Below are 21,487 nucleotides of genomic sequence, written 5' to 3'. Positions count from 1 at the left end.
GGCACAGGGTCAGACGGCCCGCATATCGGGTACTTTTTTAAACAGCCGGTAAAAGTTTTCCGTCGTGTATGCCGCAACCTGTTCCAAGGTCTGGTTCCGCAATTTGGCGATATGCTCTGCGGTATAACGCACAAAAGCCGGCTCGTTCTGCCTGCCGCGCTTGGGAATGGGAGCGAGGAACGGTGCATCGGTTTCCACCAGGATACGGTCGTCCGGAACGTATTTTGCCGCCTCCTGAACCAAGGGTGCGTTTTTAAAGGTAACGATTCCCGAGAAAGAAATATAAAGTCCCAAATCCATTGCCGCACGGGCAAAACCGACATCCTCGGAAAAACAGTGGATAACGCCCGAATTAACCCGACATTCTTTCAGGATAGACAAGGTATCCGCCGCCGCATCGCGCGTATGGACGATAACGGGCAGTCCGGTTTGATTGGCTGCTTCAATGTGGTCTGCAAAACGTTTGTGCTGCCAAGACAAATCGCCTTTGCACCAGTAATAATCCAAACCCGTCTCGCCTATGCCGACCACTTTCGGCGAAGCAGCTGCGGCAACCATTTCCGCAATGGAAAATTCTTCGGCTTCCTTACTGTCGGGATGTACGCCTATTGTGCAGTAAATATGCTCATAAACTTCGGCGATAGCGGATACTTCGGCAAAACTTTGCCTGCTGACGCTGATGGCAAGTGCCTGCCCCACGCCATTTTCTTCCATATTGGACAAAACTTCGGGCAGGCGTTCTTTCAAACCCTCAAAATTGAGGTGGCAGTGCGAATCGATGATATGCATGGCGTTACATGGTAAACGTAGGTCTGCTGCCGCTGATTGTGCTGCCCAGTTCGACTTCGATCTGGTCTTTGACTTTCAGGCAGTTTTCGTGTTTTGTGAATGCCAGCCCCACCCCTTTGGGTTTGGAGGAAGTACGCGCAGGATTAATCCAGGCGACCTTGGTCGGCAGGAACAGTTTGGGGAAGTTGAGGATTTCCACGGCAAGCAGAATATCGTCCCCGATGGAAAATACGTCGTCGGTCTGCACAAACAGACCGCCGTGTTCCAAAAACGGCATATAGGAGCTGTACAGCAGATTCATGTCTTTCAGCTGCAACGACATCATTTTTGCCGGAATATTTTGTCCGTCTGACATAATTCACCCATTCTCTTTCTTCAATTCCAAATAATTGATGAGCAGATGCTCGATCTGCATTTTGACATTTAAAGTATGAAACCCGTAAGGGGCGAGCTGTTTGAGCATATCCTCCGCCGCAAATACATTGCGCGGGCGGAAACCGGATGCCGTCTGAAGCAGCCTGTCTTCATAAACAGGATAATAGACGGGTTTCATGTGTTGCAGGCACAATCCCAAATCGACCAGCCACTTCTGCATCCACCCGACAAATACGGCGAGCGGAAGTTTTTCCTTATCGAAAAGCGCGGCGTAATCCAAAATCTTCAACAATCTTGGCTCTGCCAATATCTCCAGCAGCTTTGCCCTCAATTCCCGAAGCTCGCCTTCCTCCTGAAACAGCGGCGCGCCGGAATGGAAAGCTAGGCGGTCTTCCGGTTCCGCAACACCCCTGTCGCGCAGATACGCCAATGCTTCCGCATGCGAAGGCGCAGGCAAAACCATTTTCCGGCAGCGGCTTTTAATGGTCGGTAAAACCTTGTCCGCCGCGTGGCTGACCAGCAAAAAGACCACTTGGGGCGGCGGTTCTTCCAACACTTTCAACAGACTGTTGGCGGCTTGGACATTCATACTTTCCGCAGGATGAATCAGGACCACGCGCAAACCGCCCCGTACCGAAGTCAGGTACACATTATCGATGATTTCCCTGACGGCATCGATTTTGATCTGCAACAGTTTGCGTCCGTTTTCGGGTTCGTCCGTCAGGGGCGTGATTTCGTAAAAATCGGGATGGCTTCCCTGTCCAAACAGATGGCAGGACATACATTCGCCACAGGGTTTGCAGCCCGGTGCAGGGTTTTCACACAATAATGCTTGAGCCGTAAAGCGGGCAAACTCGGTTTTCCCTATGCCTTTTTTGCCGACAAACAGCCAAGCATTGGGACGGTGCTCCCAATGTTCCGCAATCTGCCGCCATTGCTCATTATGCCACGGATAAATCATTTCAAACCATCCGTCCGGGAATCCATACCCTTCATCAGAGCAATTCCAAATCCGGTCCGGAACTTTGCGCGCGGCGGCTTCTCAACTGAACAGCCAAACGCAAATCATGCGCCGAATCGGCATTTTTCAAGGCATCCTGCAAGGAAATCTCGCCTTTTTCATACAATTGGTAAAGGTGTTGGTCGAAGGTCTGCATACCCAAGGTAGTGGATTTTTTCATCACTTCTTTGATTTCATGGATGTTGCCGTTGTGAATCAACTCCGAAATCAGGGGCGAATTGAGCAGCACCTCGACTGCCGCCACCCTGCCCTTGCCGCCGTCTCGCGGAACGAGGCGTTGCGAAATAAACGCCTGAAGGTTGAGCGACAAATCCGTCAGCAATTGTTCGCGCCGCTCCTCGGGGAAGAAGTTGATGATACGGTCGAGTGCCTGATTGGTGCTGTTGGCGTGCAGCGTCGCCATACACAAATGACCCGTTTCGGCAAAGGCGATGGCGTAATCCATGGTTTCGCGGTCGCGGATTTCACCGATAAGGATGACATCGGGTGCCTGGCGCAGCGTGTTTTTCAACGCCGCCATCCAGTTTTCCGTATCTACACCGACCTCGCGCTGGGTAATGATGCAGTTTTTGTGTTCGTGGACAAACTCAATCGGGTCTTCGATGGTAATGATGTGTCCGAACGAATTTTCATTGCGGTAGTCGATAAGCGAGGCAAGCGAAGTCGATTTGCCCGAGCCGGTGCCGCCGACAAAAATAACCAGCCCGCGTTTTTTCAGTGCGACATCCTTCAAGACCGGCGGCAGGTTCAGGCTTTCAAACTTAGGAATCTTGCTGGTAATCGCGCGGAATACCAACGCCGTCGCGCCGCGCTGTATCATCGCATTGACGCGGAAGCGGCTGGTGTCCGGCAGGCTGATGGCGAAGTTGCACTCGTTGGTTGATGAAAATTCTTCCGCCTGCTTCGCACTCATAATCGAGAAGGCGATTTCCATACATTTTTCCGCCGTCAGCGGCGTATCCGTGATGCGGGTGATTTTGCCGTCCAGCTTCATTGCGGGCGGGAAATGGGTCGTCACAAACAGGTCGGAACCTTTGTTTTTGTTCATATGGCGCAGCCATGCGAACAGTTCTTCCTTTGCAGTCATATTTTCATCGGTAAACATCCTCGTCCCCCAATCTTCAAACAATCTGTACCTTCCCATTCTACCAAAAACCCGCCATGCCGTCTGAAACCGTTTCAGACGGCATGGACAAACCGCCCCCACTCAATCCTGCCGTGTTAGCGTGTATAATTCGGCATTCTATCCGAAATTCACAGCAGGTCAGCAATATGTCTTTAAAAACAGTAGCCGTTATCGGCGCAATGGAACAGGAAATCGAGCTTTTGCGCGAGATGATGGGAAATGTCAAAGCCGTCTCTTTCGGCAGATTTTCCGCCTATGAAGGCGAATTGGCGGGAAAACGCATGGTGCTTGCATTGAGCGGCATCGGCAAGGTCAACGCGGCGGTTGCAACGACTTGGCTTATCCATCAATTCGCACCGGACTGCGTCATCAACACCGGCAGCGCGGGCGGTTTGGGCAAGGGTTTGAAAGTCGGCGATGTCGTGGTCGGCACAGAAATCGCGCACCACGATGTCGATGTAACCGCATTCGGCTATGTTTGGGGGCAAGTGCCGCAACTGCCGGCAAGGTTCGCTTCAGACGGCATATTGATTGAAACGGCAAAACGGGCGGCGCGGACGTTTGAAGGCGCGGCGGTAGAACAAGGCCTGATTGTCAGCGGCGACCGCTTCGTCCACAGTAGCGAAGGCGTGGCGGAAATCCGCAAGCACTTCCCCGAAGTCAAAGCAGTGGAAATGGAAGCGGCGGCGATTGCCCAAACCTGTCATCAGTTGGAAACGCCTTTCGTCATCATCCGCGCGGTTTCCGATTCGGCGGACGAAAAGGCAGACATCAGCTTTGACGAATTTTTGAAAACGGCGGCGGCAAGTTCTGCAAAAATGGTGGCAGAAATCGTCAAATCTTTATAAAACCTTTATCAAATCATGCCAAAACAGCGGTTTTCCGTTAGAATATCGGGCTATTTCCACGTTGCGCCCGATATTCGGACGTACCGCTGTTTGTTCAGACGGCATTTTTAAAACCCACTGTTCGACATTCAAAATAACTCTAATGAAAAATATCCGAAATTTCTCCATCATTGCCCACATCGACCACGGCAAATCGACGCTTGCCGACCGCTTCATCCAATATTGCGGCGGCTTGGATTTGCGCGAAATGAGTACGCAGGTGCTCGATTCCATGGACATCGAAAAAGAGCGCGGCATCACCATCAAAGCGCAAACCGCCGCGCTCAACTACAAAGCACGCGACGGGCAGGTGTATCAGCTCAACCTGATTGACACGCCGGGACACGTCGACTTTTCTTACGAAGTTTCCCGTTCGCTGTCCGCCTGCGAAGGCGCGCTTTTGGTTGTTGACGCGTCGCAAGGCGTGGAAGCACAAACCGTGGCGAACTGTTATACCGCGATTGATTTGGGCGTGGAAGTCGTGCCTGTCTTGAACAAAATCGACCTGCCCGCCGCCGACCCCGAGCGCGTGGAGCAGGAAATCGAAGACATCATCGGTATTGATGCCGTTGGTGCGGTACAATGTTCCGCCAAAAGCGGCATCGGCGTGGAAGACGTTTTGGAAGAAATCGTTGCCAAAATCCCCGCACCGACCGGCGATGAAAACGCGCCGCTGCAAGCGGTTATTGTCGATTCATGGTTTGACAACTATGTCGGCGTGGTCATGCTGATCCGTGTGAAAAACGGCATCATCAAGCTGAAAGACAAAGTGCGCTTTATGAGCACCAAGGCGGAAACTCAGGTTGAGCAACTGGGCGTATTCACACCGAAATCGGTTCAAAAACAAGAGCTCAAAGCCGGCGAAGTGGGCTTTTTGATTACCGGCGTGAAAGAATTGGGACAGGCAAAAGTCGGCGATACGGTTACTTTGGTTGCCAACCCCGCCTCTGAGCCGCTGCCCGGTTTCCAAGAGGTACAAAGCCAAGTATTCGCGGGTCTTTACCCCGTGGAAAGCCACGACTACGAAGCTTTGCGCGACGCTTTGGAAAAATTGCAACTTAACGATGCTTCATTGAAATTCGAGCCTGAAGTTTCCCAAGCATTGGGTTTCGGCTTCCGCTGCGGTTTCTTGGGTCTGCTGCACTTGGAAATCGTTCAGGAACGCTTGGAGCGCGAGTTTGACATGGATTTGATTACCACCGCGCCGACGGTGGTTTACGAAGTCGTGTTGAAGAATGGCGAGAAAATCGAAGTTGAAAACCCGTCCAAACTGCCCGACATCGGCAGCATCGAAACCATTCTCGAGCCGATTATCACCGCGACCATCCTCGTGCCGCAGGAATACGTCGGCAACGTTATGACTTTGTGCAACCAAAAGCGCGGCGTGCAGGTCAATATGCAGTATATGGGCCGCCAAGTGATGCTGACTTACGATTTGCCGATGAACGAAGTCGTAATGGACTTTTTCGACAAACTCAAATCCACTTCGCGCGGTTATGCTTCGTTGGATTATCATTTCAAAGAGTTCCAACCGTCTGATTTGATCAAGCTGGATATTATGGTCAACGGCGAAAAAGTCGATGCCTTAAGCCTGATTGTGCACCGTCAAAGCGCCGTTCACCGAGGCCGCGAGCTGGCATCGAAAATGCGCGAGCTGATTCCGCGCCAAATGTTCGACATCGCCGTCCAAGCCGCCATCGGCAGCCAGATTATCGCCCGCGAAAACGTCAAAGCCCTGCGTAAAAACGTCTTGGCGAAATGTTACGGCGGCGACATTACCCGTAAGAAAAAACTGCTTGAAAAACAAAAGGCAGGCAAACGCCGTATGAAACAAGTGGGCAATGTGGAAATCCCGCAAAGCGCGTTCTTGGCGATTTTGCAGGTAAGCGACAAATAATATTTCGGCACATAGGGCTACACATATGGCGCAGCCCTCCAAACTGCTCCGATTTGAAGAAGGCGCGCATTCCCAAACAAACCTTGATTTACCGCTCCAAAAGGGCGTTTGGTTTTAACCGTTAAGGAACAACAATGAACACAATGCTAATGTCGGGTGCGGCTGCCGCGCTGCTTGCCGGCATCATCCTTTATTTCAAAAGCGACAAGAAGCGGCAGGAAAACGGAGAGTGGAGTTCCAGCCTCGAATACGCCTATATCCTGACGGCGGTCGGCGTGTTTGCCGCTTTGTCCCTGTTTATGAGCTTTACCGCCGTTTTCCTGATTTTCGTTGTATTGTGCGGTACGGCTTGGGGGGTATATAAATACCGTCTGAAGACTCATCCCGAAATCTCGGAAAGCAGCCACTTCGGCGATTATTTCGGCAGTTTCTTCCCTACCGTTTTGGTATTGTTCCTCATCCGGTCGTTTATTGCCGAACCGTTCCAAATCCCGTCCAGCTCCATGCGCCCGGGTCTAATCAAGGGCGATTTCATTTTGGTCAGCAAATTTTCCTACGGCTTGCGCGTACCTGTTTTAAACAATGTATTTATCCCCACGGGCAAAATCGAACGGGGCGATGTCATTGTTTTTAATTATCCTTTGCAGCCGGAGATGACCTACATCAAGCGTATTGTCGGCATCCCGGGTGACATTATCGAATATCGGGACAAGGTTCTGACGGTAAACGGAAAACCGGCTTCCGATATTCCTGACGGCACATACCGTTATCCCGACGACACCGACCCTTCCGAAATCCACAACACGGATATGTTCCGCAGCGGTTTGGACGGCAAATCCTTCAATATTCTGAAAAAAGAAGGACAGCCTGCCGTTTCCCTACCCGTATTGGGCAAATATACCTCCGATATTATGTCTGAAAACGGATATTCCATAGAGCAAAGCGGTTTGGAACACTGCCAATATGCCGACGACGGCAGCGGTTTCGTGTGCAAAGTTCCCGAAGGACGCTATTTCGCCATGGGCGACAACCGCGACAACAGTGCCGATTCTCGCTACTGGGGCTTTGTGGATGACAAGCTGGTTGTCGGCAAGGCAATGTTCATTTTGATGAATTTCGGCGATTTCAGCAGGGCCGGCACGGCAATCCGCTAAACCGGGAAACCAAGGATGCCGTCTGAAAATAGTTTCAGACGGCATTTGCTATTCCTTACCTTTGCAGGCGGATCTAACGTTGTCGGATTTTCCTATCTATAGTGAATTAAATTTAAATCAAGACAAGGCGGCGAGCCGCAGACAGTACAGATAGTACGGAACCGATTCACTTGGTGCTTCAGCACCTTAGAGAATCGTTCTCTTTGAGCTAAGGCAAGCCAACGCTGTACCGGTTTAAATTTAATTCACTATATCAGTCCGGTAACGCAGGTTTTGCACGGCGAACTGCCAATATTGCCCTGATGGAATCAATGTTGAGACTGCTGTTTCCGCGAACCGAGATAAATTGCCGAAAGCGTCAGCACCACCCCTACCCACTGCACGCCTTCAATCGGTTTGCCCAACCCGAAATAATCGATGAACAGGGCGGCAACCGGTTCGGACAAAAGCAGCAGCCCCGTCAGCGACAGCGAAAGCAGCGGAATCGCATAGGCAACCATCGCCCACGCGAAGCACTGCATCACCACGCCGTACACAAGCACCAAACCCGCATCTTTCCAAGTCGTCGGATAAAGCGCACCGCCGTCCATCAGCAATGCCGGAACAACCAGCGATACCGCGCCGCCCAAACTCAAAATCATCATTGAAGGGAAAAGTGCCACCGGCTCGACTTCATGAGTCTTACGGACGAACACCATCGACAGGGCGAGCATCAGCCCGGACACCAAACCGCTGACGAATCCCCAAACCGCATTACCGTTGTAGCCGAATTCCGCACCGGCAATCATCGCCACGCCAGCAACTGCCGATATTAAGCCCGCCTTTTTCAGCCCGCTCAAACGTTCGTTAAAAAAGAAAACACCGATTGCGGACAAGAAAAAGATTTGCAGACTGTTGAGCAGGGTGGAAATACCCGGCCCGACCGCGTGTATGCTTTCGTGCCACAACGCCAAATCGAAAGCAAGAAACACGCCCGCCGTCAGGGCATAGCAGATGGTTTTCCTGTTTTTTGGGAATTTTTGCCCGAAAAACCGTGCCAAAAACCAAAATACGAACACCGAAATCAGCAACCGCCAAAATGCGATTGCATACGAACCGACGGGGACGGACCTGACAATCAGACTGCCCAGACCGAACACCAAGCAACCCAGCACCAGCAATGGTGCGGCATATTTTTTGCCGTTACCGACCACAATATCCCCTCCCTTCCCCATACGGCTGCCGCGCCAACGGCAAGAATGCCGCCATTCCGAAAATATGCCGTCTGAAGCCCAAAACCCCGGCTGCGCCCGGACAAACGGCTGACTTTACGGGCAGGCCGGCTATTTTCCGTTGGGGCAAAAAACCGTCCTGCCAGATAAAACCCGAATATAGTGGATTAACAAAAACCAGTACGGCGTTGCCTCGCCTTAGCTCAAAGAGAACGATTCCCTAAGGTGCTGAAGCACCAAGTGAATCGGTTCCGTACTATTTGTACTGTCTGCGGCTTCGTTGCCTTGTCCTGATTTTTGTTAATCCACTATAAAAAATATTTCCCTCAAGCAATGCGGCGGCACCAATACCTGATTAAAACACAACCGGCGTTTTCGGCATATATGCAAAAACGCATTTTCCGGCACGGCGTTACACCGATACCGAAAAATGCGTCTGAATGTTTCGACAATCCGATTAAAGCATTATGCCAAATCTGCAAAAAGTGGCGTAGAGAGATAGCGTTCGCCATAAGAAGGCAGCAGCACGACTATCAGCTTGCCTTCGTTTTCAGGCTGTTTGGCAAGCTGCAACGCGCTCCAAACCGCCGCACCGGAAGAAATGCCCACCAAAATGCCTTCTTTTTCCGCCATTGCGCGGGCGGTTTCAAAAGCCGCTTCGTTCGGCACTTTGGCGATGCTATCGTAGATTTTAGTATTCAAAACGGTCGGAATAAAGCCTGCGCCGATACCTTGAATCGGGTGCGGGCCTTTTTCGCCGCCGCTCAATACGGGGGAAGCCTCAGGCTCGACGGCAACTACCTGAACCTCCGGTTTGTATTTTTTCAACACTTCGCCCACGCCGGTAATCGTACCGCCTGTGCCGACACCGGCAACGAAGACATCGACTTTGCCGTCCGTATCCCGCCAAATTTCCTCGGCGGTTGTTTTGCGGTGGACTTCAGGGTTTGCCTCATTGTCGAACTGGCGCGGCATAAAATAAGTGTCGGGATGCGCGTCCACCAAGGATTGCGCTTTGGCAATCGCGCCCGCCATACCTTCAGCGGCAGGGGTCAGAATCAGCTCCGCACCAAACGCACGCAACAACATTTTGCGCTCTTTGCTCATGCTTTCCGGCATGGTAATCGCCAGTTTGTAGCCACGTGCGGCACATACCATTGCCAAACCGATACCCGTATTGCCGCTGGTTGCTTCGACAATGACGGTGTTTTTGTTGATTTTGCCCGCTTTTTCGGCGGCCTCGATCATTGCTTCGGCAATGCGGTCTTTGACGCTGCTGCCCGGATTGAAAAATTCCAGTTTCACGGCAACCTCTGCCTTCAAACCTTCGGTCAGACGGTTCAGTTTGACCAAAGGCGTGTTGCCGATTAGTTCGGTGATGCTGTTTGCAATTTTCATCTTCTGCTCCTGAATAATAAAGTTTCGACAGTAAGGCGCAATCCCCATCGGCATCCCATCCGATTGCAGGGAATTTGTGCCGAACCATAAACAAATTTCGGATATGGCTTTATCCTAAACCTATGCCGCCTAAAAAACCAATACCCAAAATTTCTTTCTTTATAACTTTTTGTTCCGATACAGACGGCATCACAATCATCTGCCGATTTCGGCAAGCAGCATCGCCGTTACCGCAACCTGCATCAACATCGCCGCCAACACACCGAGTCGCAGCTGCGAACCGCCGAACGTTGACGGCGGCTGCCGGTCTATACCGCAGCGATGGACATAGGCAACCGCCATCAGCACAAACTGCAACACGAACCAATAAACCGGCTTCAGCGCATAAAGTTTAAGCAATGCCGAAAATACGAACACTTGTGCCGTTCCCAAAAACCAATAATGCACCAACGCACATATTCCGACAAAAGCAAGCGTCATCGATACATTACTGACGGCAAACAGCCCGAGCAGCGGATGTTCGGGGTCTGCCTGCCATCCGTTTCCATCTGTTTTCCGGTTCCAATGCCCGATGAAAAAAAATATGCTGCCCAAAGTCAGGTAAAAATGGGGGATGAACAAAGGCGCGGCGTGGGTCATTCCCCATATGCCGGGCATCAGCTTTGCCCCCAAAACCGATACGCCGAGCCACAAAGCAATACTCGCCCAAAACCATTGCAACATTCCTGCGCGGAATATCAGAAACAGAAAAACCGCCGCATACAGTAAGGCAGACAAAAAATCCGAATACAGCAAAATCATGAATACGTCAACTCGCCTTCAAACACGGTTTCCGCAGGGCCGGTCATCATCACATCGCCGCCGCAGGCCCATTCGATATATAAAGTTCCGCCCGGCAAAACCACCTCTACCGTTTTCCCTTCATCCAACAGCCCCAGACGGATACCCGCCACCACAGCCGCACACGCGCCCGTGCCGCACGCTTGGGTTTCGCCCACGCCGCGCTCAAACACGCGCAAACGGATTGCCGTCCGTCCGACAACCTGCATAAAGCCGACGTTGACGCGTTCGGGAAACTGCCTGTGCGGTTCGATAAGCGAACCGGTTTCGCGCACCGGCGCGCATTCCACGTCATCGACCACAATCACAGCATGAGGATTGCCCATATTGACGCAGCTGACAGGCTGAATGCCGGATTCAAGATGCACCCCATAAATACAGGCATCATCCCCCTCGTCCGATACGGGAACAAACGGTATTTCAGACGGCATAAACTTCGGTTTGCCCATATTGACCGTAACCATGCCGTTATCGGACAATTTCGGAAAAATAATGCCCTTGGCCGTTTCAACACAAATTTCTTTCTTATCGGTCAAACCCTTGTCTGCAACAAAACGGGCAAAACAACGCGCTCCGTTGCCGCATTGCCCGACCTCGCTGCCGTCGGCATTGAAAATACGGTAACGGAAATCCACGCCTTCGGTTTCCGAACGCCCGACCACCAAAAGCTGGTCGAAGCCCACGCCCCGGAAGCGGTCAGCCCATACCGCAATCGGCGCGTCCTCGGGGGTAAAATCCTGACTGACCGCGTCAATCACCATAAAATCGTTGCCCAAACCGTGCATTTTGGTAAATTTCAACGTGTTCATATTATTCTGAAATCCCGTATTGTCTGTTGCTTCCGAATTCCGAAATCCCCGTGCCGAAGGGAAATGCTTCCATCTCCCGCCGTCGGGAGATTAAAATAAGCCATTATACTGTTTGTTACCCATTACAATAAACACCATGTTCCGCATATTACTGTTGCTTTTCCCTTGTGCAATCCTTGCTGCCTGCACCCGAAACATACCGGCAAACCCGGCCGTTTCAGATTGCGCGCATCTTCAAAACCGCACCATCCTGCATTTTGACGCACACGGCAAACCCGCCGACGGCGCGGTAAAGGGCGGATTTTACAGGACTGTCGAAATTCATGACACAAACCGCATCCTTATTCAAGACTTTAACAGCACGGGGAATGCCCTCGCCAAACCCTATTGGTCGGACTGCCGGAAATTATCCGTTTTCCCAGACAAACATCTGACCGTGAGCCGTCCATGAACCACGACATCACTTTCCTAACCCTGTTCCTGCTCGGTTTCTTCGGAGGAACGCACTGCATCGGCATGTGCGGCGGATTAAGCAGCGCGTTTGCGCTCCAACTCCCCCCGCATATCAACCGCTTTTGGCTGATCCTGCTGCTTAACACAGGACGGATAAGCAGCTATACGGCAATCGGCCTGATTCTCGGATTAATCGGACAGGTCGGCGTTTCACTCGACCAAACCCGCGTCCTGCAAAATATTTTATACACGGCCGCCAACCTCCTGCTGCTCTTTTTAGGCTTATACTTGAGCGGTATTTCTTCCTTGGCGGCAAAAATCGAGAAAATCGGCAAACCGATATGGCGCAACCTGAACCCGATACTCAACCGACTGTTACCCATAAAATCCATACCCGCCTGCCTTGCTGTCGGAATATTATGGGGCTGGCTGCCGTGCGGACTGGTTTACAGCGCATCGCTTTACGCGCTGGGAAGCGGTAGTGCGGCAACGGGCGGGTTATATATGCTTGCCTTTGCACTGGGTACGCTGCCCAATCTTTTGGCAATCGGCATTTTTTCCCTGCAACTGAAAAAAATCATGCAAAACCGATATATCCGCCTGTGTACAGGATTATCCGTATCATTATGGGCATTATGGAAGCTTGCCGTCCTGTGGCTGTAAGCCCCATTCATTCCCAATACCCGTAAAAAATGCCGTCTGAAACCTGTTCAGACGGCATTTTCACCCTAAGCGTTACTCGGCGGCATTTTCCTCACGGACAGGTGCATCCAGCAGGGCTTTGATGGACAGGCGCACACGGCCTCTGTCGTCCACTTCCAATGCTTTCACGTTCACCACCTGACCGACTTGCAGGTAATCGCCGACATTGCGTACGCGCTCGTGGGCGATTTGGCTGATGTGTACCAAACCGTCTTTGCCCGGCATCACGCTGACAATCGCGCCGACGTTGTTGTCGAGGATTTTCACCACAGTGCCTTCATACACTTTGCCCACTTCCACTTCGGCAGTAATCTGCTCGATGCGTTTTTTCGCCGCATCTCCGGCTTCTTGAGTGGTCGCGGCAATGGTAATCGTACCGTCTTCGGCAATATTGATTTCCGTACCGGTTTCAGCGGTAATCGAACGGATGGTTTCGCCGCCTTTACCGATAACTTCGCGGATTTTGTCTTGGTTGATTTTCATCGTAAACAAACGCGGCGCGTGTGCGGACAACTCTTGCGGGCCCGCAACGGCGGCTTTCATCTGATCCAAGATGTGCAGACGCGCTTCTTTGGCCTGTGCCAAAGCGATCTGCATAATTTCTTTGGTAATGCCTTGGATTTTGATGTCCATTTGCAGCGCGGTAACGCCTTCGGTCGTACCGGCCACTTTAAAGTCCATATCGCCCAAGTGGTCTTCGTCGCCCAAAATGTCGGTCAGGACGGCAAATTTGTTACCTTCCAAAATCAGGCCCATCGCGATACCGGCAACGTGTGCTTTCAAAGGCACGCCGGCAGACAGCAGGCTCAGGCAGCCGCCGCAGACGGAAGCCATAGAGGAAGAGCCGTTGGATTCGGTAATTTCGGAGACCACGCGCATGGTGTAGCTGAAATCTTCAGGTTTCGGCAATACGGCCAACAATGCACGTTTAGCCAAACGGCCGTGACCGATTTCACGGCGTTTCGGCGCACCCATGCGTCCGACTTCGCCGGTAGAGTACGGCGGAAAGTTGTAGTGCAGCATAAAGCGGTCGGTGTATTCGCCGGACAGCGCGTCGATGATTTGCTCGTCGCGCGAAGTACCCAAAGTCGCCACGGCAAGGGCTTGGGTTTCGCCACGGGTAAACAGTGCAGAACCGTGCGTGCGCGGCAATACGCCGGTTTGGATGTTCAGCGGACGGACGGTGCGGGTGTCGCGGCCGTCGATGCGCGGTTGGCCGTCCAAAATTTGGCTGCGGACGACATCGGCTTCCAAGTGTTTGAAAATGCCTTTGATTTCGTTGGCAACCAAAGTGTCGGTTTCTTCGGTAATCAACGCTTCTTTCACGGCATTCCAAGCCTCGTCCAATTTTGCGGAACGCGCTTGTTTTTGACGGATTTTGAACGCTTCTTTAATGGTTTCGCCGGCAATCCCGCGTACTTTGGCAACCAGTTCCTCATTGGTTTCAGGTGCTTTCCAATCCCAAACTTCCGGGTTGACTTCGTCGGCAAACTCATTGATGGCGTTAATAGCCACTTGCATTTGATCGTGACCGTAAACAACCGCACCCAGCATCACTTCTTCAGACAGGATGTCGGCTTCGGATTCCACCATCAACACGGCTTTGGAAGTACCGGCGACCACCAAGTCCAATTGCGATTTCGCCAATTCGGCTTTAGTCGGGTTCAGAACGTACACGCCGTTTACATAACCTACGCGTGCCGCGCCAATCGGACCGGCAAACGGTACGCCGCTCAACACCAGCGCGGCAGACGCGCCCAACATTGCAGGAATGTCAGAATCAATTTCAGGGTCAACAGACACCACCATCGCTACGATTTGGATGTCGTGGTAGAAACCTTCAGGGAACAGAGGACGGATCGGACGGTCGATCAGACGGCTGGTCAGGATTTCTTTTTCGCTTTGTTTGCCTTCGCGTTTGAAGAAACCGCCGGGGATTTTACCTGCTGCGTAAGTACGCTCGAGGTAATCGACAGTCAGAGGGAAGAAGTCTTGGCCTTCTTTCACTTCTTTGTTGGTAGTCACGGCAACCAAAACAACGGTATCGCCCATGGATACTTTAACGGCAGCTGCGGCTTGGCGAGCGATTTCGCCGGTTTCCAAAGTAACGGTTTGATTACCGTATTGGAAGGTCTTAACGTGTTTATTGAACATTATTGTTCCTTTCAAAATACCGCACTGCTAAAACACTAATAATGCACACTAAAATCCGAATGTGCATAGTTAGGGTTTCAGACCGTGCGGCAGGTTATAAACAAGCTTTCAGACGGCCTTTCAGTCGCTGAAAACAACTCTCGATTATAAAGGCAACTATCCTTAAAATCCAGTATTGATACAATAAAAAGGCCGTCTGAAACATATCTCTTTCAGACGGCCTTCAAACTTAAAAATTAATCCTGAGTCAGCAAAGTCAATGCTTCCTGATATTTTTCGACTGTTTTTTGAATCACATCGGCAGGCACTTTAGGCGCAGGCGCTTTTTTGTTCCAACCGCTTTGCTCCAGCCAGTCGCGGACAAACTGTTTGTCAAAAGACGGCGGATTGGTACCGACCTTGTATTGATCGGCAGGCCAAAAACGGCTGGAGTCAGGCGTCAACACTTCGTCCATCAAAGTCAACGTACCTTCTTCATCTAAACCAAATTCAAACTTGGTATCGCAAATAATAATACCGCGGGATTTGGCATATTCGGCCGCTTCCGTGTAAAGCTGAATTGCTTTGGCACGCACTTCCGCCGCCAATTCTTTGCCGATAATGCGTTCGCATTCTTCAAAGCTGATGTTTTCATCATGATCGCCAACTGCGGCTTTGGTCGATGGTGTAAAAATCACTTCGGGCAACTGCTGCGCTTCCTGCATACCTTCAGGCAGTTGAATGCCGCAAACAGAGCCTGTTTTTTGATAATCTTTCCAACCGCTGCCTGCCAGATAACCGCGCACAATAGCCTCCACTTTCACCGGAGTGAGTTTTTTAGCCACGACGGCGCGTTTTTCTAAAACTTTGGCTTCGTTTTCAGGCAAAACATCGTAAACCGTATGGCCGGTGAAATGGTTAGGCATGATATGAGCCAGTTTTTTAAACCAAAAATTGGAAATCTGCGTCAGAATCTCCCCTTTACCCGGAATCGGGTCATCCAAAATCACATCGAATGCAGACAGGCGGTCGGAAGCAACCATCAACATACGTTTATCGTCAATTTCGTACAAATCGCGTACTTTGCCGGAGTAGATTTTCACCAAACTGGTTACACTCATTTCATATTACCCTGAAAATGCCTTAGACAATACCGAAACCACACTCAACAATCGGAATCGGATTACGGTATTTTAGCCGAAATCGTCGTAAAACAATACCTTTTCCACAACAACTGCTCAGGATAATGCCATTACGCCAAGCACCGACAAAATTTTAGCACTATAATGTCAATATCAAATCTATAAATACCTTACAAAAGGAAATGCCTCATGAGAATCCTATTGACCGGCTCAAAAAGCCAACTGGCACGCTGCTTGCGCGACCGTCTTCCCGAAGATTGGGAAACCATTGCAACGGATTCCGCATCTTTAGACATTACCGATGCCGATGCTGTCTTCAATATGGTAAAAAATTTCCAACCCGATGCTATTGTCAATACGGCGGCCTATACCTCCGTCGACAAAGCTGAAGAAAATGTAACTACGGCATTCGCCGTTAACGCTTCCGCCGTTTACAACCTTGCCTTGGCAGCACATCGCGCCCATGCCCGATTCATCCACATCTCAACCGACTATGTCTTTGACGGAAAAGGGAAAAGACCCTACCAGGAAAGCGACTTTACCAACCCTTCCAATGTATACGGACAATCCAAAACCGCCGGCGAACTGCTCGCACTGTCTGCCAATCCCGACAGCCTTATCCTGCGGACTTCTTGGCTGTTTAGCGAATACGGGGACAACTTTGTCCGCACCATGCTGAACCTTGCGCGGGAACGTTCCCCGCTGTCCGCCGTCCACAACCAAATCGGCTGCCCGACCTATGCCGGCGACTTGTCCGCCGCCATCATCCGCCTGTTGCAGCAGTCCAATCCCGTTCGCGGCATTTACCACTACGCCGGCGGCAAATCCGTATCTTGGTACGAATTTGCCCAACATATTTTCCAAGCGGCATCGCAACAGCAGACATCCTTCCCCATTCCCGAATTGACTGCCGTTTCAGACAAGGAATATCCGACCGCCGCCCCCAGGCCCGCATACAGCATTTTGGACTGCCGCAAAATCGAAAACGACTTCGGCATCAAACCGTCAGACTGGCAAAAAGCCCTTGCACAGGTCGTTTCCAAGCTGCTCTCTAGTGGGTACTAGGTATAATGCAGGCATCCGATAAAGCAAAGCCCCCGAAGCTGCAACTTCGGGGGCTTGTCGGATAGAAAGGAGGCTTGAAGAAATGGCGAAAGTCATTTTATTCCTGTTTCTTTTGTTAGTTTGCTCTCCAGCCTACTAATGAAAAACTGAAATAACAAGGGGTGGCAAATTACCGCGCCCCTTTCGCCAACCTTTCTGCGAGCCATTTTACTACTAAATAGCTTTAGTTTAATGGATCTTGGAATCAATCGTTCGTTCTAGGACGAGATGCTTACATAGCTTCACGAACTCAACTATACACTCTCTTTCGGAAATAAATTCCCACTTCATCCTTTCTATGAGTTGAGGATTTTTTTATAATCCTCAATATAACGGATAATATTAGTGAACGTCCAATGCTTTTGCGACATCTTGCAATCCTTATTTAAGTGACAAATCAGACTCTGTATGTTGTCAAAATTATTACATTCTCAGATTAATGGAACTAGATCTAAAGACAAATCATACATTTCTTTTTGCAACCTGGACGACATAACAAATAATGAAGGGTAGTAGCAATCTCTTGCGAGCGTGAACTCTAAATCTTGCGAGGTAAACTTATAAGGATATGTGGGAATTTTTTTGCCATTGGATAAGGTACGAGACGGACTATTCTCCACATCTAGTATTGGAAGCTTTCGAAAGATCTTAGCCAGGTAAAATTGCAATAACTCTCCTTTAAGATTTATTTTACAAGGATAGAAGACAACATCTTCTCCTACAATTTTTTCAATTCTCATTTTTGCTCGTTCTGAGAAAATCGGAGCAGGCAAAAAACTTTCGAGATAGTCCAACTTTTGGATGGACTCCAATGTCAATCTATTATCAGCGATCAGAACTGGAGAATACTGAAGAAGTCCTTCCTTATCATCTATCAAAAATTCATATAACTCTTCTTGCCTTTGGTGATTCTTTAAGTGACAGGGCACAAAATCCATATCACTTTGTTGTTGAAGTCTATACATTTCTATTAGTGCGTTTTATATTTTCCAGAATCCAATCCTTGCCTAACTTCGGTTTGTAAACCTATGACTTCCTTTTGAATTCTTCGTTGATCCCACCCTTCAACTTTGGAAATATCATAAAGCTCATCCATTCGCTGTTTCATCATTTGATTATATTCTCTATGCACATCATTCCATCCTAAATGAATAGCTTTATTGGGATTAGGATCTATTCCCTCTGCAATAGGCAAGTACTTCATATTACTAGCACCATCTATATTCATTCCTGATGACACGAAGAGAGGATGAGCTTGAAGGCTTTGAGGTATTATATGATGTCGTTGATACCCTTTCATAGTTTTCATCCAATCAGGCATCAGACCTAGTGGATCGACCCAGGCGTTTACATCGTGTACATATGCGTATAGGTTAGAAAGCCCCGCTTCGAGGCGAATGGGATCTTGACTGATGTATGCTCCTGTTTCTGGGGAGTAGTAGCGGAAGCGGTTGTAAGCCAGTCCCGTCTCCCTGTCAAGGTACTGCCCTTGATAGAGGAAGGGGATGAAGCCGACCTCACCTACCTCTGAGCGTGTCTGCCCATAGATGTCAAGCTCTAATGGTTTTAAAAATCAAGGATTGCCTGATGCCGCCCGCCCCTCCGTTTCCGCCGCCAAGAACCGCCTTGGCGGTTTTCTTATATAGTGGATTAAATTTAAATCAGGACAAGGCGACGAAGCCGCAAACAGTACAAATAGTACGGCAAGGCGAGGCAACGCCGTACTGGTTTAAATTTAATCCACTATAAAATCTACCGATTACACAAACACATATCATCTTTACACAATCATGCTTCCATCAACAGCAAAACATGATATAATTGCCAACAATAACATCTCACAATAAATTTTCTAATTTTTATTGAAAAAATCAATAAATAAGAATTCTCCCAACCGACAAATAAAATAAAGAAAGGGTTAATATGCAACATCGAAGAAGACTAGCAATTTACCAAGCATCCAAACGTGCTTCCTTTACCGGCAGGTCATCAGCCCCGCAAAAACGTAAAGAACGTTAATTTGAAAAAAATGCCGTCTGAAGTCCTGCTTCAGACGGCATTTTTTTACCGTTCGAGAAACTGTTTCAACCTGTCCTCATCCAAAAACCAGTGGCAGATTTCCTCATCTCCCGCCAACAAAACGGGAACCAGCTCATTGTATTTTTCTTCCAAAACAGGATTTTCATCCACATCGACCACTTCCAGCCCGAACCCGTATTCATCCTGAAAAGGTTTGAGTTCGTCGCGCATTTTGTGGCACAAGCTGCAATATTCACGAAACATCAAGGTCAATTTCATCCGCGTTTCCTTATCTGTCAATTTGCACACGCCAAAGCCTTAGACGCAGCAGAATCATGGTCTATTTGGGAAAAAACAATGTTTTCAAGGAAGATGATACTCAAGTCCTGCCAAAAACAGCAAAAATGCCGTCTGAACAGTTCAGACGGCATTTCCAAAACCGTTTTACGCTTGAACGTTGATACCCGCCGTAACCGTCGGTTGCGCATTGTGCGCCGTCAGAAACGAAGCGGCAAGCTCCCCGCAGCAGCCGCAGCAGCTCGCCACGCCCAATTGCGACTGCAAATCGCCCATTGTGGTCGCGCCGGCGGCGATGGTTTCCTTGATTTGGTGGTCGGTAACGGCATTGCAGATGCAGACAAACATTTTGTGCTCCGTTGTGTTCTCAAGCTATCGTACCGATAGCGGCTTTTATTATCGTATGCAAATATAAATAAAAACAGTTCGTATTGCAAGGTCGGAGGACGCGGTTTTCTTGGTATTTTTTTATCGCATTTCTATTTTCGATTGTTTTTTATTAATCTGAAGCAGATGAGGGAACAAAACCTCAATTTCGGGAATGATGCTCCTTCACCACCTTTTGCAGCCGCACATTGGCAACATGGGTATAAATCTGCGTCGTATTCAAATCGGCATGTCCCAACATATCCTGAACCACGCGCAAATCCAAGCCGTGCTGCACCAGATGCGTGGCAAAGGCGTGGCGCAGGCTGTGCGGGCTGATGTGCCCGATGCCTGCCTGACTTGCATATTCTTTGACAATCATCCACGCCAGCTGCCGGGAAATGCCCGTTTTTTTCTGACTGACAAACAAGGCATCGCAAGACCTGCCCTTCAACAAGGCCGGACGCGCCTCCGTGTAATAGCGTTCCACCCAATACGCCGACTCCTGCCCCATCGGAACCATCCTCTGCTTATCGCCCTTGCCCAGCGCGGTAATGCAGCCCCTGTCCAAATCCACATTGCCGAAATTCAGCCCGACCGCCTCGCTGACGCGCAAGCCGGTCGCGTACATCAATTCGAGCAGGGCCTTATCCCGCAAACCGTGCGGCGTGTCGGTATCCGGCGCGGCAAGCAGTCGGGAAATCTGCTGTTCGGTAATCATTGTCGGAATATTCTTGTCGATTTTGGGCGGTTTCAGCAAACAGGTAGGATTGTCCGCCCTCATCCCTTCCCACTCCATCCACGCATACAGGCGTTTGCACGCCGATAATGCGCGCGCCTGCGAGCTCCGTTGCTCCCCGGCAACATAAACCGCCGCCGCCAAATCCGCTTCGTCCGCATCCTTCAGCGTTCTGCCCGATTGGGACAGGCGGCGGGCGATTTTTTCCAAATCGCGCCGATAACCGTTTAAAGTATTCTGACTGAGCCGCCTGTCTAGCCACAGCGTTTCAAGCAGCCTGTCGATCAAACCTTCTTCCATACCGTTCCAAACAAATGCCGTCTGAATCTTCTTCAGACGGCATGGTTCACATTATCGGGAAAGCGTTTCCAATACTTCCTGCGCATGACCCGACACCTTGACTTTCCGCCATTCTCGGGCGATTTCTCCGTCCTTATTCAAGACGAACGTACTGCGCTCGATACCTAACGACTCTTTCCCATACAGTTTTTTCAACTTGATGACATCAAACAGGCGGCATACCGTTTCATCCTTGTCGCTCAACAGCTCGAACCGGAAACCCTGCTTGGCGCAAAAGTTCTGATGCGCTTTCACGCCGTCCCGCGAAATGCCGACCACGGTATAACCCAATGCCTCAAACTGTTCCAAACGCGCATTGAAATCCAAGCCTTCCGTCGTACAGCCCGGCGTACTGTCTTTCGGATAAAAATACACGACCAAAGGCAGATGTTCTGCCGAACGGAAATCCGCACCGCTGCTCGAAGGCAGGGTAAATTCATATTTCACACCCATTATCCGTACTCCCAATATTCCAACGATTAAAACAACGCATCAGCACACACCCGTGCATCAGCTTGATTCCAGACAAACCCCGATTCTACCGCTCTGACGGCGGAATATCCAACCGTCGGACAAACCCGGACGGCACACGGCGGCATAAAGGAAACCGCACCGGGTCATTAAATATGTTCCAATTTAAAAACAGAACGTTATAAAGCAAACAAATAACAAGGCAACAAAACCGC

22 protein-coding genes and 1 pseudogene are annotated in these 21,487 nt (G+C 50.1%); 6 read left to right on the top strand and 17 right to left on the bottom strand.

The features are described 5' to 3' along the window. Positions 1–9: 9 nt before the first annotated feature. From Q9J79_RS00500 to Q9J79_RS00485, 4 genes are read right to left on the bottom strand one after another with little or no spacing between them, the layout of a single operon-like run. Positions 10–789 (bottom strand): TatD family hydrolase, encoded by a 780-nt coding sequence (locus tag Q9J79_RS00500; protein WP_301911526.1) that lies wholly within the window; start codon positions 787–789, stop codon positions 10–12. Positions 790–793: 4 nt separating this feature from the next. Next, a complete protein-coding gene (locus Q9J79_RS00495) occupies positions 794–1,144 on the bottom strand; it encodes a PilZ domain-containing protein (RefSeq protein WP_002239593.1) in 351 nt (116 codons plus the stop codon). A gap of 3 nt (positions 1,145–1,147) precedes the next feature. Continuing rightward, positions 1,148–2,125 (bottom strand): DNA polymerase III subunit delta', encoded by a 978-nt coding sequence (locus Q9J79_RS00490; protein ID WP_301911527.1) that lies wholly within the window; start codon positions 2,123–2,125, stop codon positions 1,148–1,150. 34 nt (positions 2,126–2,159) lie between these two features. After that, the gene (locus Q9J79_RS00485; protein WP_301002893.1) at positions 2,160–3,290 is read right to left on the bottom strand and encodes a PilT/PilU family type 4a pilus ATPase; all 1,131 of its coding nucleotides are present in this window, start codon (positions 3,288–3,290) and stop codon (positions 2,160–2,162) included. Between the two features lie 167 nt (positions 3,291–3,457). Here Q9J79_RS00485 and Q9J79_RS00480 point away from each other — a divergent pair, with 167 nt between their 5' ends. The 3 genes from Q9J79_RS00480 (at position 3,458) to lepB (ending at position 7,249) form a co-directional block, all read left to right on the top strand. Continuing rightward, the gene (locus Q9J79_RS00480) at positions 3,458–4,159 is read left to right on the top strand and encodes a 5'-methylthioadenosine/adenosylhomocysteine nucleosidase (RefSeq protein WP_301911602.1); all 702 of its coding nucleotides are present in this window, start codon (positions 3,458–3,460) and stop codon (positions 4,157–4,159) included. Between the two features lie 142 nt (positions 4,160–4,301). Further along, positions 4,302–6,095 (top strand): translation elongation factor 4, encoded by a 1,794-nt coding sequence (gene lepA, locus Q9J79_RS00475; RefSeq protein ID WP_080542292.1) that lies wholly within the window; start codon positions 4,302–4,304, stop codon positions 6,093–6,095. A gap of 134 nt (positions 6,096–6,229) precedes the next feature. Next, positions 6,230–7,249: a signal peptidase I gene (gene lepB, locus Q9J79_RS00470; RefSeq protein WP_301911528.1), complete on the top strand. Its 1,020-nt coding sequence runs from the start codon at positions 6,230–6,232 to the stop codon at positions 7,247–7,249. 308 nt (positions 7,250–7,557) lie between these two features. On the opposite strand, the gene Q9J79_RS00465 is transcribed toward lepB, so the two are convergent. From Q9J79_RS00465 to dapF, 4 genes are all read right to left on the bottom strand, one after another. Continuing rightward, positions 7,558–8,463: a DMT family transporter gene (locus Q9J79_RS00465; protein ID WP_301911530.1), complete on the bottom strand. Its 906-nt coding sequence runs from the start codon at positions 8,461–8,463 to the stop codon at positions 7,558–7,560. A 462-nt stretch (positions 8,464–8,925) separates the two neighbouring features. After that, the gene (gene cysK, locus Q9J79_RS00460) at positions 8,926–9,858 is read right to left on the bottom strand and encodes a cysteine synthase A (protein WP_025457253.1); all 933 of its coding nucleotides are present in this window, start codon (positions 9,856–9,858) and stop codon (positions 8,926–8,928) included. A 195-nt stretch (positions 9,859–10,053) separates the two neighbouring features. After that, entirely contained in the window at positions 10,054–10,659 is a 606-nt protein-coding gene (locus Q9J79_RS00455) for a hypothetical protein (protein ID WP_301911531.1), read from the bottom strand. Continuing rightward, entirely contained in the window at positions 10,656–11,507 is an 852-nt protein-coding gene (gene dapF, locus Q9J79_RS00450) for a diaminopimelate epimerase (RefSeq protein WP_301911532.1), read from the bottom strand. The genes Q9J79_RS00455 and dapF overlap by 4 nt, the downstream gene beginning before the upstream one ends. 136 nt (positions 11,508–11,643) lie before the next feature. Here dapF and Q9J79_RS00445 point away from each other — a divergent pair, with 136 nt between their 5' ends. Together Q9J79_RS00445 and Q9J79_RS00440 are read left to right on the top strand one after the other, a co-directional pair. Continuing rightward, complete coding sequence (locus Q9J79_RS00445; protein WP_301911533.1) at positions 11,644–11,958, top strand: hypothetical protein; 315 nt, start codon at positions 11,644–11,646, stop codon at positions 11,956–11,958. Then, positions 11,955–12,623 carry a sulfite exporter TauE/SafE family protein gene (locus tag Q9J79_RS00440; RefSeq protein WP_003677546.1) on the top strand — a complete coding sequence of 223 codons (669 nt, stop codon included), beginning with the start codon at positions 11,955–11,957 and terminating at the stop codon, positions 12,621–12,623. Before Q9J79_RS00445 ends, Q9J79_RS00440 begins: the two co-directional genes overlap by 4 nt. Positions 12,624–12,695: 72 nt before the next feature. Here Q9J79_RS00440 and pnp read toward each other — a convergent pair whose 3' ends face one another. Next, on the bottom strand, positions 12,696–14,816 hold the full coding sequence (pnp, locus tag Q9J79_RS00435) for a polyribonucleotide nucleotidyltransferase (RefSeq protein WP_301911534.1): 2,121 nt from the start codon (positions 14,814–14,816) through the stop codon (positions 12,696–12,698). A 236-nt stretch (positions 14,817–15,052) separates the two neighbouring features. After that, complete coding sequence (locus Q9J79_RS00430; protein WP_061725349.1) at positions 15,053–15,916, bottom strand: phosphoribosylaminoimidazolesuccinocarboxamide synthase; 864 nt, start codon at positions 15,914–15,916, stop codon at positions 15,053–15,055. Positions 15,917–16,126: 210 nt separating this feature from the next. Between Q9J79_RS00430 and rfbD the strand changes: the two genes are divergently transcribed. Further along, positions 16,127–17,002: a dTDP-4-dehydrorhamnose reductase gene (rfbD, locus tag Q9J79_RS00425; protein ID WP_301911535.1), complete on the top strand. Its 876-nt coding sequence runs from the start codon at positions 16,127–16,129 to the stop codon at positions 17,000–17,002. 470 nt (positions 17,003–17,472) lie between these two features. On the opposite strand, the gene Q9J79_RS00420 is transcribed toward rfbD, so the two are convergent. From Q9J79_RS00420 to Q9J79_RS00390, 7 genes and pseudogenes are all read right to left on the bottom strand, one after another. Continuing rightward, a complete protein-coding gene (locus tag Q9J79_RS00420) occupies positions 17,473–18,006 on the bottom strand; it encodes an imm11 family protein (protein ID WP_301911536.1) in 534 nt (177 codons plus the stop codon). A gap of 5 nt (positions 18,007–18,011) precedes the next feature. Further along, positions 18,012–18,341 carry an AHH domain-containing protein gene (locus Q9J79_RS10520; RefSeq protein ID WP_500797192.1) on the bottom strand — a complete coding sequence of 110 codons (330 nt, stop codon included), beginning with the start codon at positions 18,339–18,341 and terminating at the stop codon, positions 18,012–18,014. Between the two features lie 33 nt (positions 18,342–18,374). After that, a pseudogene (locus Q9J79_RS10515) lies at positions 18,375–18,590 on the bottom strand (RHS repeat-associated core domain-containing protein); the annotation flags it as partial. A gap of 515 nt (positions 18,591–19,105) precedes the next feature. Further along, on the bottom strand, positions 19,106–19,339 hold the full coding sequence (locus Q9J79_RS00405) for a glutaredoxin family protein (protein WP_002219546.1): 234 nt from the start codon (positions 19,337–19,339) through the stop codon (positions 19,106–19,108). 165 nt (positions 19,340–19,504) lie between these two features. Continuing rightward, positions 19,505–19,705 (bottom strand): bacterioferritin-associated ferredoxin, encoded by a 201-nt coding sequence (locus Q9J79_RS00400; RefSeq protein WP_002214037.1) that lies wholly within the window; start codon positions 19,703–19,705, stop codon positions 19,505–19,507. A gap of 181 nt (positions 19,706–19,886) precedes the next feature. Further along, positions 19,887–20,762, bottom strand: coding sequence for a site-specific tyrosine recombinase XerD (xerD, locus tag Q9J79_RS00395; RefSeq protein ID WP_301911537.1), 876 nt, complete (start codon positions 20,760–20,762; stop codon positions 19,887–19,889). Positions 20,763–20,813: 51 nt separating this feature from the next. Beyond that, on the bottom strand, positions 20,814–21,254 hold the full coding sequence (locus Q9J79_RS00390) for a peroxiredoxin (protein WP_301911538.1): 441 nt from the start codon (positions 21,252–21,254) through the stop codon (positions 20,814–20,816). Between the last annotated feature and the right edge of the window lie 233 nt (positions 21,255–21,487).

The organism is Neisseria viridiae, assembly GCF_962747995.1.
Lineage (GTDB): Bacteria > Pseudomonadota > Gammaproteobacteria > Burkholderiales > Neisseriaceae > Neisseria > Neisseria viridiae.
This window is presented reverse-complemented; position numbering and strand designations above follow the sequence as displayed.

Bases quoted from the DNA above. Each gene is read 5' to 3' on its own strand.
- Q9J79_RS00500 (WP_301911526.1), bottom strand. From the start codon at position 789: ATGCATATCATCGATTCGCACTGCCACCTCAATTTTGAGGGTTTGAAA.
- Q9J79_RS00495 (WP_002239593.1), bottom strand. From the start codon at position 1,144: ATGTCAGACGGACAAAATATTCCGGCAAAAATGATGTCGTTGCAGCTG.
- Q9J79_RS00490 (WP_301911527.1), bottom strand. From the start codon at position 2,125: ATGATTTATCCGTGGCATAATGAGCAATGGCGGCAGATTGCGGAACAT.
- Q9J79_RS00485 (WP_301002893.1), bottom strand. From the start codon at position 3,290: ATGTTTACCGATGAAAATATGACTGCAAAGGAAGAACTGTTCGCATGG.
- Q9J79_RS00480 (WP_301911602.1), top strand. From the start codon at position 3,458: ATGTCTTTAAAAACAGTAGCCGTTATCGGCGCAATGGAACAGGAAATC.
- lepA (WP_080542292.1), top strand. From the start codon at position 4,302: ATGAAAAATATCCGAAATTTCTCCATCATTGCCCACATCGACCACGGC.
- lepB (WP_301911528.1), top strand. From the start codon at position 6,230: ATGAACACAATGCTAATGTCGGGTGCGGCTGCCGCGCTGCTTGCCGGC.
- Q9J79_RS00465 (WP_301911530.1), bottom strand. From the start codon at position 8,463: ATGGGGAAGGGAGGGGATATTGTGGTCGGTAACGGCAAAAAATATGCC.
- cysK (WP_025457253.1), bottom strand. From the start codon at position 9,858: ATGAAAATTGCAAACAGCATCACCGAACTAATCGGCAACACGCCTTTG.
- Q9J79_RS00455 (WP_301911531.1), bottom strand. From the start codon at position 10,659: ATGATTTTGCTGTATTCGGATTTTTTGTCTGCCTTACTGTATGCGGCG.
- dapF (WP_301911532.1), bottom strand. From the start codon at position 11,507: ATGAACACGTTGAAATTTACCAAAATGCACGGTTTGGGCAACGATTTT.
- Q9J79_RS00445 (WP_301911533.1), top strand. From the start codon at position 11,644: ATGTTCCGCATATTACTGTTGCTTTTCCCTTGTGCAATCCTTGCTGCC.
- Q9J79_RS00440 (WP_003677546.1), top strand. From the start codon at position 11,955: ATGAACCACGACATCACTTTCCTAACCCTGTTCCTGCTCGGTTTCTTC.
- pnp (WP_301911534.1), bottom strand. From the start codon at position 14,816: ATGTTCAATAAACACGTTAAGACCTTCCAATACGGTAATCAAACCGTT.
- Q9J79_RS00430 (WP_061725349.1), bottom strand. From the start codon at position 15,916: ATGAGTGTAACCAGTTTGGTGAAAATCTACTCCGGCAAAGTACGCGAT.
- rfbD (WP_301911535.1), top strand. From the start codon at position 16,127: ATGAGAATCCTATTGACCGGCTCAAAAAGCCAACTGGCACGCTGCTTG.
- Q9J79_RS00420 (WP_301911536.1), bottom strand. From the start codon at position 18,006: ATGTATAGACTTCAACAACAAAGTGATATGGATTTTGTGCCCTGTCAC.
- Q9J79_RS10520 (WP_500797192.1), bottom strand. From the start codon at position 18,341: ATGAAAGGGTATCAACGACATCATATAATACCTCAAAGCCTTCAAGCT.
- Q9J79_RS00405 (WP_002219546.1), bottom strand. From the start codon at position 19,339: ATGAAATTGACCTTGATGTTTCGTGAATATTGCAGCTTGTGCCACAAA.
- Q9J79_RS00400 (WP_002214037.1), bottom strand. From the start codon at position 19,705: ATGTTTGTCTGCATCTGCAATGCCGTTACCGACCACCAAATCAAGGAA.
- xerD (WP_301911537.1), bottom strand. From the start codon at position 20,762: ATGGAAGAAGGTTTGATCGACAGGCTGCTTGAAACGCTGTGGCTAGAC.
- Q9J79_RS00390 (WP_301911538.1), bottom strand. From the start codon at position 21,254: ATGGGTGTGAAATATGAATTTACCCTGCCTTCGAGCAGCGGTGCGGAT.